The organism is Brevundimonas sp. 'scallop' (assembly GCF_011045535.1).
Taxonomy (GTDB): domain Bacteria; phylum Pseudomonadota; class Alphaproteobacteria; order Caulobacterales; family Caulobacteraceae; genus Brevundimonas; species Brevundimonas vesicularis.
Map to the genome: position 1 here is coordinate 1908369 of NZ_CP039382.1, position 15208 is coordinate 1923576.

Here is a 15208-nt window from a genome sequence, read left to right on the forward strand (position 1 = left end):
GTCTTCGCCCGCTGCCAGAGCCGCGTCAGTCGTCGTTCGCCGCGCTCTCCATCGCCCGGCGCGCCACCGCATTCAGATGCGCGCCAACCGACTCGATGGTCCTTGAGCCCAGCGCCTTTCGGCGCGCGGTCAGGTCGGGTGAGCCCGCGTTATAATCGGCCATCAGCCGCCGCACGAACGCCCCGCCTTGAACCTCCGCCAACACCTGATCCATCGCCTGGCGAGACTCGGCTCCGATGATGCGCGGTCCGGTCAGATAGGCGCCGTATTCCGCCGTGTTCGAAATCTTGGCGAAGGCGCCCGCAATGCCGCGTTCGTACATCAGGTCGGTCACCAGCTTGGTCTCGTAAAAACATTCGAACCACGCCACCTCGGGCGGATAGCCGGCGTCGACTAGCTTCATGAAGGCCGCGTCGATCAGTTCGGCGATGCCGCCGCACAGAACCACCTGTTCGCCAAAAAGGTCGCTCTCGCATTCGTCGCGCATCGTGGTTTCCAGAATGCCCTTTCGCCCGCAGCCCAGCGCCGCCGCATAGGAGAGGCCCAGGGCATGCGCGCCGCCCGTCGCGTCCTGCTGCACGCCAAACAGGCAGAAGACCCCCTCCCCGGCTTCGTACAGATCGCGGATGCGCGGCCCGATCCCCTTGGGCGAGGCCAGGATGACGTCCAGATCCGCGCGCGGTTCGACCAGGCCGAATCGCACTGACAGGCCGTGGGCGAAGATCAGGGCCGCGCCCGTCCGCACGTTCGGCTCCAGTTCGTCGCGCCACAGATCGCGGTGCGCCTCGTCTGACGTCATGACGGCGACCACGTCGGCGCCCGACGCGGCCTGCCCGGCCGTCATCACCTCGAACCCGTCGGCGCGCGCCAGATCTCGCGTCTTGGAGCCGGACTTCAGACCCACCACGATATCGGCCACGCCCGAATCGCGCAGGTTCAGCGCATGGGTCCGGCCCTGGCTGCCGTAACCGATCATGGCCACGCGCTTGCCGCGGATGATCGAAAGGTCGCAGTCGCGGTCATGGAAGACGGGCAGCGGATTGGGTAGGGTCTGGGTCATGACCGCCTTCATAACCCCATCCGACGTCGTCGCCTTCTGGAAAGAGGCTGGGCCCGAAAAGTGGTTCGCCAAGGACGAGGCGTTCGACGCCGACTTCCGCGATCGAGGCCGCGCCCTGCATTGGGCCGCCGCGCGCCGCGAACGGGACGACTGGATGGACACGGCCGAGGGCGCCTTGGCGCTGTTGATCCTGCTGGACCAGTATCCCCGAAACAGTTTTCGCGGCACGGCGCATCAGTTCGCCACCGATCCTCTGGCCCTGATGTTCGCAAACCAGGCCGTGGCGCGCGATCTGCATCTGGCGTTCGAGCCGGCTTTGAAGAATTTCCTGCTGCTGCCGTTCGAGCATTCCGAGAGGATCGAGGATCAGGACCGCTACATGGCCTTGGTCGCCGGGGACGAAGAGTTGGAGAAATGGGGCAAGCTGCACCGCGACATCATCGTCCGCTTCGGCCGTTTCCCGCACCGCAACGCCGCGCTGGGCCGCCAGACCACTCCCGAAGAACAGGCCTTCCTCGACGAAGGCGGCTTCGGGGGTTGATTCGATTTCTGTGGACTCCCTAGGACTCTGCATCGATTTGGATTTCGAATCGCAGGTTCTGAGGCAAGCTCGAGAAATGAACGCTCAGGTCGCCATCGCTGAACTTCAGGCTCGCATCGCCGCGGCGCCGGCCGATCATCCCGAGCGGCAGTATCTGAACCTGCTGCGCGACATCCTCGACAACGGCGTCCGCCGCGACGATCGCACCGGCACCGGAACGCTTGGCGTCTTCGGCCGGCAGATGCGGTTCGATCTGTCGAAGGGTTTCCCGGTCCTGACGACCAAGAAGCTGCATCTGCGGTCGATCATCGTCGAACTGCTGTGGTTCCTGCGCGGCGAGACCAATATCGCCTATCTGAAGGACAACGGCGTCCGCATCTGGGACGAATGGGCCGACGCCGAGGGCGAGCTGGGTCCGGTCTATGGCAAGCAATGGCGGTCCTGGGCCGCGCCGGACGGCCGCATCATCGACCAGATCGAGAAGCTGGTTCACGGACTGAAGACCAATCCGAACAGCCGCCGCCACATCGTCACCGCCTGGAACCCGGCCGACGTCGATGACATGGCCTTGCCGCCCTGCCATTGCCTGTTCCAGTTCTTCGTCGCCGACGGCAAACTGAGCTGCCAGCTGTATCAACGCAGCGCCGATGTCTTCCTGGGCGTGCCGTTCAACATCGCCTCCTACGCCTTGCTGACGATGATGCTGGCCAAGATCGTCGGGTTGGAGCCGGGCGACTTCGTCCACACCTTCGGCGACGCCCACCTGTATCTGAACCATCTCGAACAGGCCGAGCTTCAGCTGACACGCGAACCCCTGCCCCCGCCCGTCATGCAGATCGCGCCCAAGACAGACCTGTTCGCCTTCGACCTCTCGGACTTCACCCTCGAAGGCTACGAAGCCTGGCCGCACATCAAGGCCGCCGTCGCCGTTTAAGGTCCTTCACGATGATCCGCGCCTTCTCTCTTGGTCTCATTCTGCTCGCGACGCCGGCAACGTCGGCGATCGCCCAGCCGATCTCATCCGCCGTTGAAGCCGCAGAGATCACACCGGTACAAATCAGGGTGCCGGCGCCGGACGGTCGGGCCATACCGATCAGCATCTGGACCGCTCCGATCGAACGCGGCGTGGTGGTGTTCAGCCACGGCTATAACGGCTCACCGACGGCCTATGCTCGCATTCTGTCAGCCTGGGCGGCGCATGGTTTCACGGTAATCGCACCGCTGCACGTCGATTCCCTGCGCCATCCCGAACATGAGAAATATGACAATCGCGCCGCCTTCTCGACCAGGCTGATCGACCTGGGCGTCGCACGCGGCATCGCCGCCCATGCGCATTCGGACAAACCGCTGATCGTGGCGGGGCATTCGTTCGGCTCTCTGATGTCCGTGATCGAGGGCGGCGCCGTTACGGCTGCCGGGCCAGCAGGCGACCCGGCGGTAAAAGGCGTGATCGCCTTTTCTTCGGCCGGCTCCATCCCCGGCCTCGTCACCTCAGACAGCTACCGCACGCTTGACCGTCCGCTGTTGGTGATCACTGGCGATCAGGATCTGGTGCCCGGCTTCGTCAGCGATTGGCGCGATCATCGCGCGCCGTTCGACAACAGTCCGGCAGGCGACAAAACCCTCATGATCTTCGCGGGCGCAGACCACCAGCTGCCGGGGACTGCGCAGGGCGAGCAGTTTGATCAGATCATCCGGGCGACGGAGGATTTTCTCGACGCCTATGCGCTGAACGACGCCGACGCCCGGTCGCGCCTTCAGGCCTTTGCGGCGGATGGCGTCAGCGTCGAGCGTCGTTGAACGGATGGATTTGCGCGATCTGTCCGCGTCGGTGCTTCGCATCTCCGACATTTACGCCGCCGAGCATGATATCGACCGTGACCGCGACTGGGCGCTGCTGAAGCTTCAGGAAGAGCTGGGCGAACTGACCGCCGAGCACCTGCGCCTGACCGGCCGCGCACGAGGCGCGCCCGACAGCCGGGCGCTGGGCGACGAGGCGGCGGATGTGCTGGGAATGCTGCTGATCTACTGCGCGCGGGCGGGTGTCGATCTGGATCAGGCCATGCAGCGCAAATGGCTGAAGTGGCTGGAGCCGAATGTATGACCGTTCCTCTTATCGCCCTGGTCGTCGCGCGTGGACGCAATGGCGTGATCGGTCGCGACGGCGACCTGCCCTGGCGGCTGCGGAGCGATCTGCAGCGCTTTAAGGCCATAACTGTCGGCAAGCCCTGCCTGATGGGCCGCAAGACCTGGGAGAGCCTGCCGCTGAAGCCTCTGCCCGGTCGTCTGAACATCGTGCTGACGCGTGATGAATCCTACGAAACCGACGGCATGTCCAAAGGCGCGCTGGTCTGCGCCACCCTGGACGAAGCCATCGAGATCGGGCGCGAGACAGCCGAGGACGATGGCGTCGATGAGATCTGCATCATCGGGGGCACCGCCCTGTTCGAGGCGTCCCTGCCCCGCGCCAGGCGCCTGTACATCACCGAGGTCGAGGCCTCGCCCGAAGGCGACGCCGTCTTTCCTGCATTCGACGAAACGGCTTGGGTCGAGGTATCGTCAGAATCGCACCCGGCGGGCGAGAAGGACGACCACGCCTTCACCTTTCGCGTGCTGGAACGCCGTTAGGAGAAACAGATGTACGTCACCACGACCAACGACCTGCCCGGCTTTCGCGTCACGCGCCACATCGGCCTGGTGCGCGGTGTCACGGTGCGCTCTCGCAACGCCATCTCCGACGCCATCGGCGGGGTCCAGTCGATGCTGGGCGGCCGCGTCGGCGCCTATGTGAAGCTTGCTGAGGCCGGGCGTCAGGAAGCCTATGACGAACTGGTCAAACACGCCCAAGCCCACGGCGCCAACGCCATCCTGGCCGTCCGCTATGACGCGACGGAGATCATGCCGGGCGTGACCGAGGTGCTGTGCTACGGCACGGGCGTGATCGTCGAGCCGGCATGACCGGCTCGACGTTTCCCGATCAGGAAAGGGTCATCAGGTCGGAACGCTCGAAGTTGCGCAGCTCGTCTTCACGACCGTCGCGGATCTTGGCGACCCACTGAGGATCGGCCAGCAGTGCGCGGCCGACGGCGACCAGGTCGAACTCCTCGTTCTCCAGACGGCGCAGCAGACCGTCCAGCGAGGCGGGCTTTGAACCCTCGCCGCCGAAGGCCGCGATGAACTCGCCGTCCAGGCCGACGGACCCGACGGTGATCGTGGGCTTGCCCATCAGCTTCTTGGTCCAGCCGGCGAAGTTCAGGTCCGAGCCTTCGAACTCCGGTTCCCAGAAGCGGCGCTGCGAGCAGTGGAAGACATCGACGCCGGCGTCCGACAGCGGGGTCAGCCACTCGACCATCTGTTCCGGCGTCTCGGCGATGCGGGCCGTGTAATCCTGAAGCTTCCACTGCGACAGGCGCAGGATAACGGGGATGTCGTCGCCGACGCCTTCACGCACCGCTTTCACGACCTCGGCGCCGAAGCGGGCGCGGTCGGCGATGGTCGGTCCGCCCCAGCGGTCCTCGCGCGCATTCAGGCCGCCCCAGAAGAACTGGTCGATCAGATAGCCGTGGGCGCCGTGGATTTCGACGGCGTCGAAGCCGAGGTCGCGAGCCGCGCGGGCCGACCGGCCGAAAGCGACGATGGTGTCGGCGACATCTTCCTCCGTCATGGGCTCCAGCTTGGTCTTCCCCGGCATGGTCATGCCCGACGGGCTGTCCACCTTGCCCAGCGGCGCCCAGTCATCGCCGCGTCCGCGCGCAGAGCCCACGTGCCAGATCTGCGGCGCTATAAGACCGCCGGCGGCATGAACCTCTTCAACCACGGACTTCCATTCCGGCAGCGCTTCGCCGTGGAAGACCGGAACGTTGGCGTCGTTGCGCGCCGCCGGACGCTCGACGACCGTGCCTTCGGTCACGATCAGGCCCACCCCGCCCTCGGCGCGACGGCGATAATAGGCGGCGACGTCTGAGGTCGGGATGCCGTTCGGCGAGAAGGACCGCGTCATGGGCGCCATGACGATGCGGTTGGGCAGGGTCAGCCCCTTGATCGTGAAGGGGCTAAACAAGGCGTCGAGGCTCATCGTATCTCCTTGGGTATCTGTAGCACCCAAGGTGGCGAACAGGGTTGCGTTTGAAAACCCCCTGCCTCGGCTTTTTCTAAAGCCTGAGCGCCGCCGAGACGCGCGCGGCGATTTCGGCGAAGCGGCCGGCGATATCGCCCTTCGGATCGGTTGCGACAGGCGGTCGTCCGGCATCGCCGCCCTCTCGTAAGGCGGCGTCCAGCGGCAAGGCGCCCAAAAACGGGATGTATAGGCGCTCGGCCTCGGCTCTCCCCCCGCCTTCACCAAAGACCGGACCGCTCATATTCTCGATCAGGCCCAACGTCGGGACATTGACACGCTGGAACAGGGTGTGGGCGCGCCGGGCATCGGCCAGCGCGACTTCCTGCGGCGTCGACACGATCACCGCCCCATCCAGCGGCGTCTTCTGGATCAGGGTCAGCTGCACGTCGCCCGTGCCTGGCGGCAGATCGACCACCAGCACGTCCAGGGGCGCATCAGCCGTCCCCCAACGCGTCTGGGTCAGCATCTGGTTGATGGCCTGCGACGCCATGGGTCCGCGCCAGATCATGGCGTCGTCCCTTTTGGTCAAAAGGCCGACCGACATGGCCTTAAGCCCGTGAGCGACGTGCGGCACGATGGCGCCGTCCTCGTAGGCGGGCTGACCACTAATGCCCAGCATGGTCGGCAGCGACGGCCCATACACATCGGCGTCGAGAATGCCGACCGAAAGCCCGCGCGCCGAAAGCGCAGCGGCCAAATTCACCGCGACGGTGGACTTGCCGACACCGCCCTTGCCGCTGGCGACGGCCAGCACGCGGCGGACATGAGCCGGGCGCTCGGTCGGGACGGGCGCCTTGGCGCGGCCCTGATCGACCGCCGCCTTTGACAGGCCCGCCGTGCGCGGCGCAGCAGGCTTGGTCTCGGCGGTCAGAATGACCGAGACGCGCGCCATGCCGGGAATGGCCTTCAGCGCAGCCTCCGCTTTGTCACGAACCGGCGCGTAGGCGGCCGCCTGGCTGCGATCGACTTCCAGAGCAAACCCCGCGCGATCCTCAGCCACGACCAGACCCTGAACCAGACCGGCGGCGACCAGACCCTGGCCGGAAACCGGATCGATGATGGCGTCGAGGGCGGCGATGACGGCGGAGCGTTCGACCAAGGCGGTCTCCAGAAGACTTGCAGGCGATGATGCGCGCGTTCTATCGCCCTCGAACCCGTCTCGCGAGCCACGATTTGTCCCAGCCGCCCTCAATCACCCTGATCGCCGGCCCGACCGCCTCGGGCAAGTCGGCGCTGGCGCTGAAGATGGCGCGCGAAACGGGCGCGGTGATCATCAACGCCGACAGCCAGCAGCTCTACGGCGACCTGCGCATCCTGACGGCCCGCCCCTCGGCTGAAGATGAAGCCCAGGCCGACCATCGACTGTATGGCGTCGCAGACGAGGCCGACGCCTGGTCGGTAGGACGCTGGAGCCGCGCAGTGATGGCTTTGCTCGACGACCTTCGCGATCAAGGCCGCCCGGCCATTCTGGTGGGGGGGACCGGCCTCTATTTCACCAGCCTGACGCGAGGCCTGGCCGATATTCCTGCGGTGCCGAGCGCGGTGCGCGATCAAATGGAAGTCGATTATGCCGCGATGGGCGAGGCGGGTTTCCGCCACCGCCTGGGCCAGATCGATCCCGAGGCGGCGCGAACTATCGAACAAGGGGATCGCCAGCGCCTGGTGCGGGCCATGAGCGTCTTCATCGCCAGCGGCCGCACATTGAGCGCCTGGAAGGCCGACACTCAACCCTTGTTGGCGCCCGATTCATGGACCGGATGGGTCAGGGAGCCTGAGCGCCAGCAACTCTATGCAAACTGCGACCAGCGCGTTGACCTGATGATTGATCAGGGAGCGATAGACGAAGTCCAAGCCCTCTTGGACCGTGGCTTGAACCCCGCCCTGCCCGCCATGAAGGCGGTCGGGGTCAGAGAACTGGCCGCCTACCTGTCCGGCGATCTGGCCCGCGACGACGCCATCGCCGCTCTCAAACAAGCCACCCGCAACTACGCCAAGCGTCAGTTGACGTGGTTCCGAAACCAGACGCCGGAGTGGCGCCGCGCCTGAGTGCAATCCGGCGCTTGGAATGCCTCACGGCTGCGCCTATATTCGTCTGGTCCGGTTTCGGCCGGACTATAGCGATAAACGCGCTTGTAATAAGCGGACCGGACCCGGGTGCGATTCCCGGCGGCTCCACCAACTTTCTCCCCGCGTTATCGGCGGAGGCAGCATGGGGCCGACTAGCATCGACGGACGTGTAAAGAGGATTGCTTTCGCTCGTCCTGGCCCACCGTATCGGGCCATTTTCTAACTGCGAACGATAACTTCGCTGGAGAAGTCGCTCTCGCCGCGTAATGCGGTTCGAGTGATTTCGAATCTTAAGTCCTAGGGGTTCAGATCCCTGGGCGGGGCCCGTCGGGGGGCCTGGCAACAGAACCCCCGGCACTTTCCAAAAGATGATCGGGAGCCTGACGCCAGAATCCCGGCGCTTTACCTTCATGACACCTTTCGCCTACGGCCCTGCGCCGCTATCAGTCGCGCTCTGATGTGAGGTGACGATGAGCGACCAGGCCCCTCCGGTCGATGAGATGCGGTACGAACAGCTGGCGCAGGAAGCCCTGCGCGGCGTCATGCGTGCCGCGCTGGAACGCGTGCTGGCCGAGGGCCTGCCCGGCGCCCACCACTTCTACATCACCTTCAAGACGCGCGCCGTTGGCGTCAGCGTGGCCCCCGACATTCTGGCGAAATATCCGGAAGAGATGACGGTCGTTCTGCAGCACCAGTACGACGATCTGCGCGTGGAGCCTGAGCGTTTCTCGGTCAAACTGCGCTTCGGCGGCATGCCCAAGAGCCTGGTCATCCCCTATTCTGCGATCACGCGCTTCTACGATCCCAGCGTCCAATTCCTGCTGCAGTTCGAAGACCCGCAGCTTCTGGACGAGGTCGAAGACGAGCCGACCCCGCCGCAGGACATGCCGCCGATTTCGGACGGCCCCAAGGTCGTTTCGCTGGACCAGTTCCGCAAGAAATAGCCGCCGTCAGTCCTTGCGCGGATAGGAGCGAATCAGAATCCGCTCTCTTTCGCCTTCGCGTCTTTCGACCAGCAGCCGCGCGACCTGTGCGTCGTCGTGGAACAGATAGCCTTTGATGGAATCAAGCAAAGCCTTGGCCAAATTGTCGAGGTCCATCCAGGGCGGCTCGCCGACATGCTCCATGCGGATTTCGACAACGTGGTCGCCCCACGATGGTCTTGCTCCGCGCCATTCCTTGCGCATGAACTCATAGACCAGCGGCTTGTAGTATTTGGCCTGGGTCGTCAGGCCGTCGATAACGATCTCGACCGCATCGCCATCCTCGCGCGCCCTGACCTTGCCAGTCCCGATCCAGCCGGCGGTCACGGTTGCATCAACTTCATACAGACGGCAGGCGCCGCGTCCAGCAAGCGCGCAGAGCGGATCGTTACGGGCGGCGTAAGCTGCTCCTCAGAGTTTGCGGGCATCCGCTGAATCCGGCGCGCCACATCCAGCCCTTCGACCACAGCGCCGAACGCGGCGAAGCCCTGACGGTCAGGATTCCGCCCTCCGCCAAAGTCCAGGCTCGGCGTATCTTGTGTGACGATGAAGAAACTGGATGTAGCGCTGTCCGGTCCGTCCCGCGCCATGGACACCGCGCCGGCCGTATGACGCAGGCCAGTGTCTCGTGTCCGTTCGAGAATGATCGGCGGCCGCGAGGCGTCGTCGCTGCCGCGTGGCGTCGCCGCCTGGACTACGTCGATGGGATAGCGGCTGGCGGTATTGGTATCGCGGTTGACCGTTCGGAAGAACGTGCCCCCATCATAATCACCCGTCACGACGTAGCTGATGAAGTTGCATGTCGTAATCGGCGCAGCGGCTGCATCCAGCGCCAATACGATCGTGCCGGCTGTCGTGTCGAGCGCAACGCGGGTCATTCTGGGTTCAGGCTGAACAGTCGCGCAGCCCACCAACGTCGACAGCGCCGCCACGGCGATCAACCCTCGTCTCATATCCGCGCTCTTCTTGCCCTGCATGGCTCTCGTGCTACACCGCCGCGCAACCCATCGCCACGCCTGAGAGACGAGATTTACGCGCATGAGCAACGTCCGCACAGAGACCGACACCTTCGGCCCGATCGAAGTCGCCGCCGATCGCTACTGGGGCGCTCAGGCGCAGCGGTCGCTCGGAAACTTCAAGATCGGCTGGGAGAAGCAGCCCCTGCCGGTCGTGCGCGCCCTGGGCATCGTCAAGCGTGCGGCCGCCGAGACCAACCGTGACTTGGGCAAGCTGGATCCGGCTCTGGCCAACGCCATCATCAAGGCCGCCAATGAGGTTATCGAAGGCAAGCTGAACGACCACTTTCCGCTGGTGGTCTGGCAGACGGGTTCGGGCACCCAATCGAACATGAACGCCAATGAGGTGATCTCGAATCGCGCGATCGAGATTCTGGGCGGCGAGATGGGCTCGAAGAAGCCGGTCCACCCCAACGATCACGTCAACATGAGCCAGTCGTCCAACGACACCTATCCCACGGCCATGCACGTCGCCTGCGCCGAACAGGTGGTCAACGACCTGATCCCGGCCTTGAAACATCTGCACGCCGCGCTGGACGCCAAGGCCAAGGCCTGGGGCCACATCATCAAGATCGGCCGTACCCATACCCAGGACGCCACGCCTCTGACGCTGGGCCAAGAGTTCGGCGGCTACGCCCAGCAGGTCGAGAACGGCATCAAGCGCATCGAACAGACCCTGCCGGCCCTGATGGAACTGGCGCAGGGCGGCACCGCCGTCGGCACGGGCCTGAACGCGCCCATCGGCTTCGCCGAAAAGGTTGCGGGCCAGATCGCCGATATCACCGGCCTGCCCTTCACCACGGCCCCGAACAAGTTCGAGGCCTTGGCCGCCCACGACGCCATGGTCTTCAGCCACGGCGCCATTAACACGGTCGCCGCCTCGCTCTTCAAGATCGCCAACGACATCCGATTCCTGGGTTCCGGCCCGCGTTCGGGTCTGGGCGAACTGGCGCTGCCGGAAAACGAGCCGGGCTCGTCGATCATGCCGGGTAAGGTCAATCCGACCCAATGCGAGGCTCTGACGCAGGTCTGCGTCCAGGTGTTCGGCAACAACGCCGCCCTGACCTTCGCCGGCTCGCAAGGCCATTTCGAGCTGAACGTCTTCAATCCCGTAATGGCCTATAACTTCCTGCAGTCGGTGCGCCTGGTCGCCGACGCAGCCATCAGCTTCACCGACAACTGCGTCGTCGGCATCGAGGCGCGCGAGGACAATATCGCGCGCGGCCTGAACAACTCGCTGATGCTGGTCACCGCCCTGAACGGCAAGCTGGGCTATGACCTGTGCGCCAAGATCGCCAAGACCGCGCACAAGAACGGCACCACCCTGCGCGAAGAAGCTGTCGGCGGCGGCTATCTGACGGACGCCGAGTTCGATGAAGCCGTGCGGCCGGAAAAGATGATCTCGCCGGGCTGATCCCATCCAAGATCGGGGCTTTCGAAACGCCGACGTCGTCTGACGTCGGCGTTTTAGTTTGGGTCAGGCCTTGTCGCGGATGGTGCGCCCGACCGGCGCCAGCGCCAGCTTGGCCAGTTCGAGATCCTTCAGCGCGAACGGAATGCCGATGATGGAGATGAACTCCGCCACGGCGATGATCAAATGTGTCAGGGCGATGTACCAGCCGGCCACGACGAACCAGACGATGTTCAACACAACGCCGACACAGCCAGCGACAGGATGCGTGTCCTGCCACACGATCTCGCGGCCGAAGGGCCAGAACGAATAACTGGCGATGCGCCACGCCGCGAACGTCCATGGCAGGCCGACGACTGTCAGCGCCAGGATCGCGCCGCCCAGCAGCCACAGCAGGCCGGAAATCCAGCCGCCGAAGATGAGCCAAAGGATATTCAGGATCAGGCGTATCAAGACAGGCTCCAATGTCGCCCAATGCGACCTACCTCAGATAAGCAAAAGGCCCCGCCTGTGCAGCGGGGCCTTTATTAAATCGGCGTCAGATCGGCCTTAGTGCGGCTTCTCGGTCCAGCGCGCCTTGGCGTCGTCTTGGGTCAGGCTCAGATGCACGTGCTTGTCATCGACCCGTTCGACCCAGCTGACCGGGATCATGTGGTGCTTGAAGCCGCCGGCGAAATCCAGCTTCGCCAGTTCGATCTGGTCGCCTAGGACGTGATCGACCCGACCCACGTGACCGCCGTCCGAGCCTACGACTTCGAGGTGTTCCTTGATGAGCGAAACGTCGACCATGTGTATCTCCAGCAGTTGGTTTGTCCCGCCGATGAGAACACCCCCGGCCTGCGACGGTTTCAAACGGCGACGCTTGTTCATCGCCTTGATGACAGGATTGGCTAGGACGCGGTAAAAGCCGGCGTTCACACGGAACCGGAACTCAAGACATGCGGCGGATTGGATCAGGCCTGTTCGGCGTCCTCATGGCCCTGGCCTTGTCGGCGTGTGGAACGCTGGATCGCCCGACCGGCCCCCTCCGCATCACCGACGGTACGCTCGTCAAGGCGGAAGACCCTCGCATCCGCGCCAGCGACAGCGCGCGCCTGCAGGCCTTCACTCAGGAAATCGGTCAGCGACTTCGGCCCGACAAACCGACGTCGATCCTGGCGCTGTCTGGCGGCGGCGCAAACGGGGCCTACGGCGCCGGGCTTCTGGTCGGTTGGACCGAACAGGGCGATCGCCCCGCGTTCGATGTCGTCACCGGCGTCAGCACGGGGGCGCTTGCCGCTCCGTTCGCCTTTCTTGGATCGGATTGGGACGACGAACTTCAGCACGCCTATACCAGCGGCGCCGCCAGCAACTTGCTGAGCTGGCGCAGTTTCGCCGCCTTCCTGAACCCGAGCCTGTTTTCGTCACAGGTCCTGCGCAATCTGGTGGACGAGAACGTCACCCCTGAACTGATGCAGGCCGTCGCGCGCGAGCACGCCAAGGGCCGACGCCTGCTGGTGGCGACGACCGATCTGGACAGCGAGGAAACCGTCATCTGGGACATGGGCCTTCTGGCGACCCAGGGCGACGAGAACGCCCGCGAACTGTTCAAGGAGGTGCTGGTCGCCTCAGCCAGCATTCCCGGCGTCTTTCCCCCGGTTCTGATCGCCGGGCTTCAGGACGACGACAAGGTGGTTCTGGAAATGCACGTCGACGGCGGCGTCAACACGCCGTTCCTAGCTATTCCTGAAGACCTGATGCTCTGGACCCGCCCAAAGGACGAAGGGCGTGTCGGCGCCCTCTACGTGATCGTCAATGGTCAGGTTGGACGCAACGACGGCGTTACGCCGGGACGCTTGTCGGGGATCCTGGCGCGGACCTATGACAGCATGAGCAAGTCATCGCTGCGCATCCACTTGGCGGTGACGGCGGCGTTCGCGCGGCGCAATGGGCTGGACATGGCGCTGTCGGCCATTCCAGACAATGTCGCCGCCTCCAGCTTGAAGTTCGATCAGGAGACCATGACGGCCATGTTCGAACTGGGTCGCCAGCGCGGACGCGGCGCCGATGCCTGGACCCGGCTGGGCGAGCGCCCGGCGGACCAGCCCTTCATCCCCCAGACGACGATCTCGGAGTCTCAGGTGCCGGCTGTGCTGGCGCCCGAGCCCTCGGCCAACCCGCCGGCCGATGCGCCCCCCGCCGAAAAGCCCAAGGCGTAATCATGGGCGAGATCATCAATCTGAACCGGGCGCGAAAGACCCGCGCCAAGGCCGAAGACAAGGCGTTGGCCGCCGCCAACCGCTTGGCCCATGGACGCTCCAAGGCCGAGAAGACCCTGTCCGCTCTTGAGCGTCATCGCGCCGATAAGCAGTTGGACGGTCAGAAGCTGGAGCCGAAAAACGGCGACTGACGGCTCAGGCCTTGGGCGCGCGGATCAGCATGACCTGCCCCGCCAGCACGAGCGCCAGTCCGATCAGGGCGCTCCAGCCGAACCGCGCCCCCTCGAACAGCACCGACACCAGCATGGCGATGGGCGGCGTCAGAGCTGAGATGTAGCTGGCCAGGGCATAGCCGCGTTGGCGCGCGATGGTGAAGTACAAGCCGAACGCGATCAACGATCCGAACAGCGAGAGATAAAGCAGCGACAGGACATAGTCCGGCGTCGGCTCAATCCGCCACGTCACGCCGGTCGACATGCCGTACAGCGCCAACATCGCTGTGCCATAGGCCATCGCCCAGGACGTGGCGGCCATAACGGGCGCGCCCGCCTGCTGTCCCTTCCAGGCGAACCAGTTGCCGAGCGCCGAAGCCAGTACAGCGGTTAGCGCGAAGAGGACGCCCAGCCCCGGATTGAGCCCAGCGCCGGCCGCCGTGATCTGGCCGTAGGACAAGACCCCGACGCCCATGACGCCCAGTACGGCGCCGATCCACGCCGCTGGCGCCGCCTTCTGTCCGCCCAGCAGCCGAAACAGGATCAGGTTCACAAAGGCCAGGGCGGCGAAGATCACCGCGACCACGGCCGAAGCCACCTGCCCCTCCGCCGCATAGACGAAGCCATAGCTGACCGCGAAAACGAAGGCGCCCTGTCCGATGGCAGCCAGATGCTGGCTGCGCGTCAGACGCAGCGGCCGTCGCGTCACGGCGCAGAAGGCGAACAGGACCGCCGACGCCAGACCAAACCGCCAGACGATCGAGACGATGGAATCAACCGGCCCCAGCTGCAGGGTGATCGCGTACCAGGTCGTGCCCCAGATCAGGGCGCAAATGGCGATCGCAGCAATCGCAAAGGGGCGGCTCAAAGGCTGATCTCCGACGGTGGACGGCCCGCATAACACGCCCTAACGCCACGCGCCCTCACGTCTTGCGCCTGAGTGTGACACACTGGACGCCTCGAAGGAGATCGCCATGCGAAACGCCCCCCTGATCCTGCCCGCCGCTCTGGTCTTGGCTGCCTGCGCCGTCACCCCGGACATGACGACCGGAACGACGGTCGTAAACGTGACCGCCACCTATCGCGAACGGATCATGCTGCCGCCCGGCCATGTCCTGACCGTCAGGGTTGAGGATGTCAGTCTGGCCGACGCTCCCGCCAAGGTTCTCGCCGAAACACGAGAGCCGCTGACCGGCGCCCCGCCCTATCGCGTCACCCTTGGCTTTCCCACGTCTCAGATCGATCCGCGCCATACCTATGCCGCGCGCGCCGAGATTCGCGACGCGGCCGGCGCCCTGGTCTTCGTCACAGACACCCGCCACGCGATCCTGACGAACGGCGCCCCCGCCTCGGCCGAGATCATGCTGAAGTCCGCGCGTTGAGCAGCCTCAGCAAACGTTCGGTCGCTTTGGCCGGCCATGCCACCTCGGTGGCGTTGGAGCCGGAGTTCTGGGCCGTGTTGGACCGGATCGCGGCTGCCCGCGGCCTCAGCAAGGCTCAGCTCCTGGCTGAAATTGACGCCGGTCGCGGCCGACGCCCCCTCGCCTCCGCCTGTCGCCTGCTGGCGCTGGACTGGGTGGCGGATCATGGAAGACCGGCGTAG

General features: G+C 65.0%; 21 protein-coding genes and 1 other RNA gene. 14 read left to right on the forward strand and 8 right to left on the reverse strand.

Annotated elements, in window-relative coordinates; all coding sequences use genetic code 11:
• Window positions 1-25: 25 nt before the first annotated feature.
• Window positions 26-1060 carry a ketol-acid reductoisomerase gene (gene ilvC / locus E4341_RS09535; protein WP_165116868.1) on the reverse strand — a complete coding sequence of 345 codons (1035 nt, stop codon included), beginning with the start codon at window positions 1058-1060 and terminating at the stop codon, window positions 26-28.
• On the opposite strand from ilvC, the gene E4341_RS09540 reads away from it, so the two are divergent.
• From E4341_RS09540 to E4341_RS09565, 6 genes are all read left to right on the forward strand, one after another.
• Window positions 1059-1601, forward strand: coding sequence for a DUF924 family protein (locus E4341_RS09540; RefSeq protein WP_165116870.1), 543 nt, complete (start codon window positions 1059-1061; stop codon window positions 1599-1601). The two genes, ilvC and E4341_RS09540, sit on opposite strands and share 2 nt — an antisense overlap.
• Window positions 1602-1677: 76 nt before the next feature.
• Window positions 1678-2535: a thymidylate synthase gene (locus tag E4341_RS09545; RefSeq protein WP_165116872.1), complete on the forward strand. Its 858-nt coding sequence runs from the start codon at window positions 1678-1680 to the stop codon at window positions 2533-2535.
• 11 nt (window positions 2536-2546) lie between these two features.
• Window positions 2547-3401, forward strand: coding sequence for an alpha/beta hydrolase (locus E4341_RS09550; RefSeq protein ID WP_165116874.1), 855 nt, complete (start codon window positions 2547-2549; stop codon window positions 3399-3401).
• Between the two features lie 4 nt (window positions 3402-3405).
• Window positions 3406-3705, forward strand: coding sequence for a phosphoribosyl-ATP pyrophosphohydrolase (locus E4341_RS09555; protein ID WP_165116876.1), 300 nt, complete (start codon window positions 3406-3408; stop codon window positions 3703-3705).
• Window positions 3702-4229, forward strand: a complete 528-nt coding sequence (locus E4341_RS09560; RefSeq protein WP_165116878.1) for a dihydrofolate reductase — start codon at window positions 3702-3704, stop codon at window positions 4227-4229. The genes E4341_RS09555 and E4341_RS09560 overlap by 4 nt, the downstream gene beginning before the upstream one ends.
• Before the next feature lie 9 nt (window positions 4230-4238).
• Window positions 4239-4559: a YbjQ family protein gene (locus E4341_RS09565; RefSeq protein ID WP_039243695.1), complete on the forward strand. Its 321-nt coding sequence runs from the start codon at window positions 4239-4241 to the stop codon at window positions 4557-4559.
• 19 nt (window positions 4560-4578) lie between these two features.
• Here E4341_RS09565 and E4341_RS09570 read toward each other — a convergent pair whose 3' ends face one another.
• Complete coding sequence (locus tag E4341_RS09570) at window positions 4579-5676, reverse strand: NADH:flavin oxidoreductase (RefSeq protein WP_165116880.1); 1098 nt, start codon at window positions 5674-5676, stop codon at window positions 4579-4581.
• A gap of 76 nt (window positions 5677-5752) precedes the next feature.
• A complete protein-coding gene (locus E4341_RS09575; protein WP_165116882.1) occupies window positions 5753-6817 on the reverse strand; it encodes an Mrp/NBP35 family ATP-binding protein in 1065 nt (354 codons plus the stop codon).
• 146 nt (window positions 6818-6963) lie between these two features.
• Here E4341_RS09575 and miaA point away from each other — a divergent pair, with 146 nt between their 5' ends.
• From miaA to E4341_RS09590, 3 genes are all read left to right on the forward strand, one after another.
• Entirely contained in the window at window positions 6964-7764 is an 801-nt protein-coding gene (miaA, locus tag E4341_RS09580) for a tRNA (adenosine(37)-N6)-dimethylallyltransferase MiaA (RefSeq protein ID WP_240893666.1), read from the forward strand.
• Between the two features lie 10 nt (window positions 7765-7774).
• Window positions 7775-8144, forward strand: a transfer-messenger RNA (tmRNA) gene (gene ssrA, locus E4341_RS09585).
• 111 nt (window positions 8145-8255) lie between these two features.
• Complete coding sequence (locus E4341_RS09590) at window positions 8256-8729, forward strand: SspB family protein (protein ID WP_017504863.1); 474 nt, start codon at window positions 8256-8258, stop codon at window positions 8727-8729.
• 6 nt (window positions 8730-8735) lie between these two features.
• Here the strand turns inward: E4341_RS09590 and E4341_RS09595 are convergent, their stop codons facing one another.
• The gene (locus E4341_RS09595; RefSeq protein ID WP_066551435.1) at window positions 8736-9095 is read right to left on the reverse strand and encodes a RusA family crossover junction endodeoxyribonuclease; all 360 of its coding nucleotides are present in this window, start codon (window positions 9093-9095) and stop codon (window positions 8736-8738) included.
• Window positions 9092-9745 (reverse strand): peptidylprolyl isomerase, encoded by a 654-nt coding sequence (locus E4341_RS09600; protein ID WP_205751270.1) that lies wholly within the window; start codon window positions 9743-9745, stop codon window positions 9092-9094. Before E4341_RS09600 ends, E4341_RS09595 begins: the two co-directional genes overlap by 4 nt.
• 61 nt (window positions 9746-9806) lie before the next feature.
• On the opposite strand from E4341_RS09600, the gene fumC reads away from it, so the two are divergent.
• Entirely contained in the window at window positions 9807-11198 is a 1392-nt protein-coding gene (gene fumC, locus E4341_RS09605) for a class II fumarate hydratase (RefSeq protein WP_165116887.1), read from the forward strand.
• A gap of 63 nt (window positions 11199-11261) precedes the next feature.
• Here fumC and E4341_RS09610 read toward each other — a convergent pair whose 3' ends face one another.
• Window positions 11262-11648 carry a YccF domain-containing protein gene (locus E4341_RS09610; protein ID WP_165116889.1) on the reverse strand — a complete coding sequence of 129 codons (387 nt, stop codon included), beginning with the start codon at window positions 11646-11648 and terminating at the stop codon, window positions 11262-11264.
• Window positions 11649-11744: 96 nt separating this feature from the next.
• On the reverse strand, window positions 11745-11984 hold the full coding sequence (locus E4341_RS09615; RefSeq protein WP_039243689.1) for a DUF2171 domain-containing protein: 240 nt from the start codon (window positions 11982-11984) through the stop codon (window positions 11745-11747).
• Window positions 11985-12133: 149 nt separating this feature from the next.
• Here E4341_RS09615 and E4341_RS09620 point away from each other — a divergent pair, with 149 nt between their 5' ends.
• Both E4341_RS09620 and E4341_RS09625 read left to right on the forward strand, forming a co-directional pair.
• On the forward strand, window positions 12134-13393 hold the full coding sequence (locus tag E4341_RS09620; protein ID WP_165116891.1) for a patatin-like phospholipase family protein: 1260 nt from the start codon (window positions 12134-12136) through the stop codon (window positions 13391-13393).
• A gap of 2 nt (window positions 13394-13395) precedes the next feature.
• Window positions 13396-13584: a DUF4169 family protein gene (locus E4341_RS09625; protein WP_165116893.1), complete on the forward strand. Its 189-nt coding sequence runs from the start codon at window positions 13396-13398 to the stop codon at window positions 13582-13584.
• A 4-nt stretch (window positions 13585-13588) separates the two neighbouring features.
• Here E4341_RS09625 and E4341_RS09630 read toward each other — a convergent pair whose 3' ends face one another.
• The gene (locus tag E4341_RS09630) at window positions 13589-14473 is read right to left on the reverse strand and encodes a DMT family transporter (protein ID WP_165116895.1); all 885 of its coding nucleotides are present in this window, start codon (window positions 14471-14473) and stop codon (window positions 13589-13591) included.
• A gap of 106 nt (window positions 14474-14579) precedes the next feature.
• On the opposite strand from E4341_RS09630, the gene E4341_RS09635 reads away from it, so the two are divergent.
• Window positions 14580-14987: a YbaY family lipoprotein gene (locus E4341_RS09635; protein WP_165116897.1), complete on the forward strand. Its 408-nt coding sequence runs from the start codon at window positions 14580-14582 to the stop codon at window positions 14985-14987.
• Window positions 14984-15208 carry a ribbon-helix-helix domain-containing protein gene (locus E4341_RS09640; protein WP_165116898.1) on the forward strand — a complete coding sequence of 75 codons (225 nt, stop codon included), beginning with the start codon at window positions 14984-14986 and terminating at the stop codon, window positions 15206-15208. The genes E4341_RS09635 and E4341_RS09640 overlap by 4 nt, the downstream gene beginning before the upstream one ends.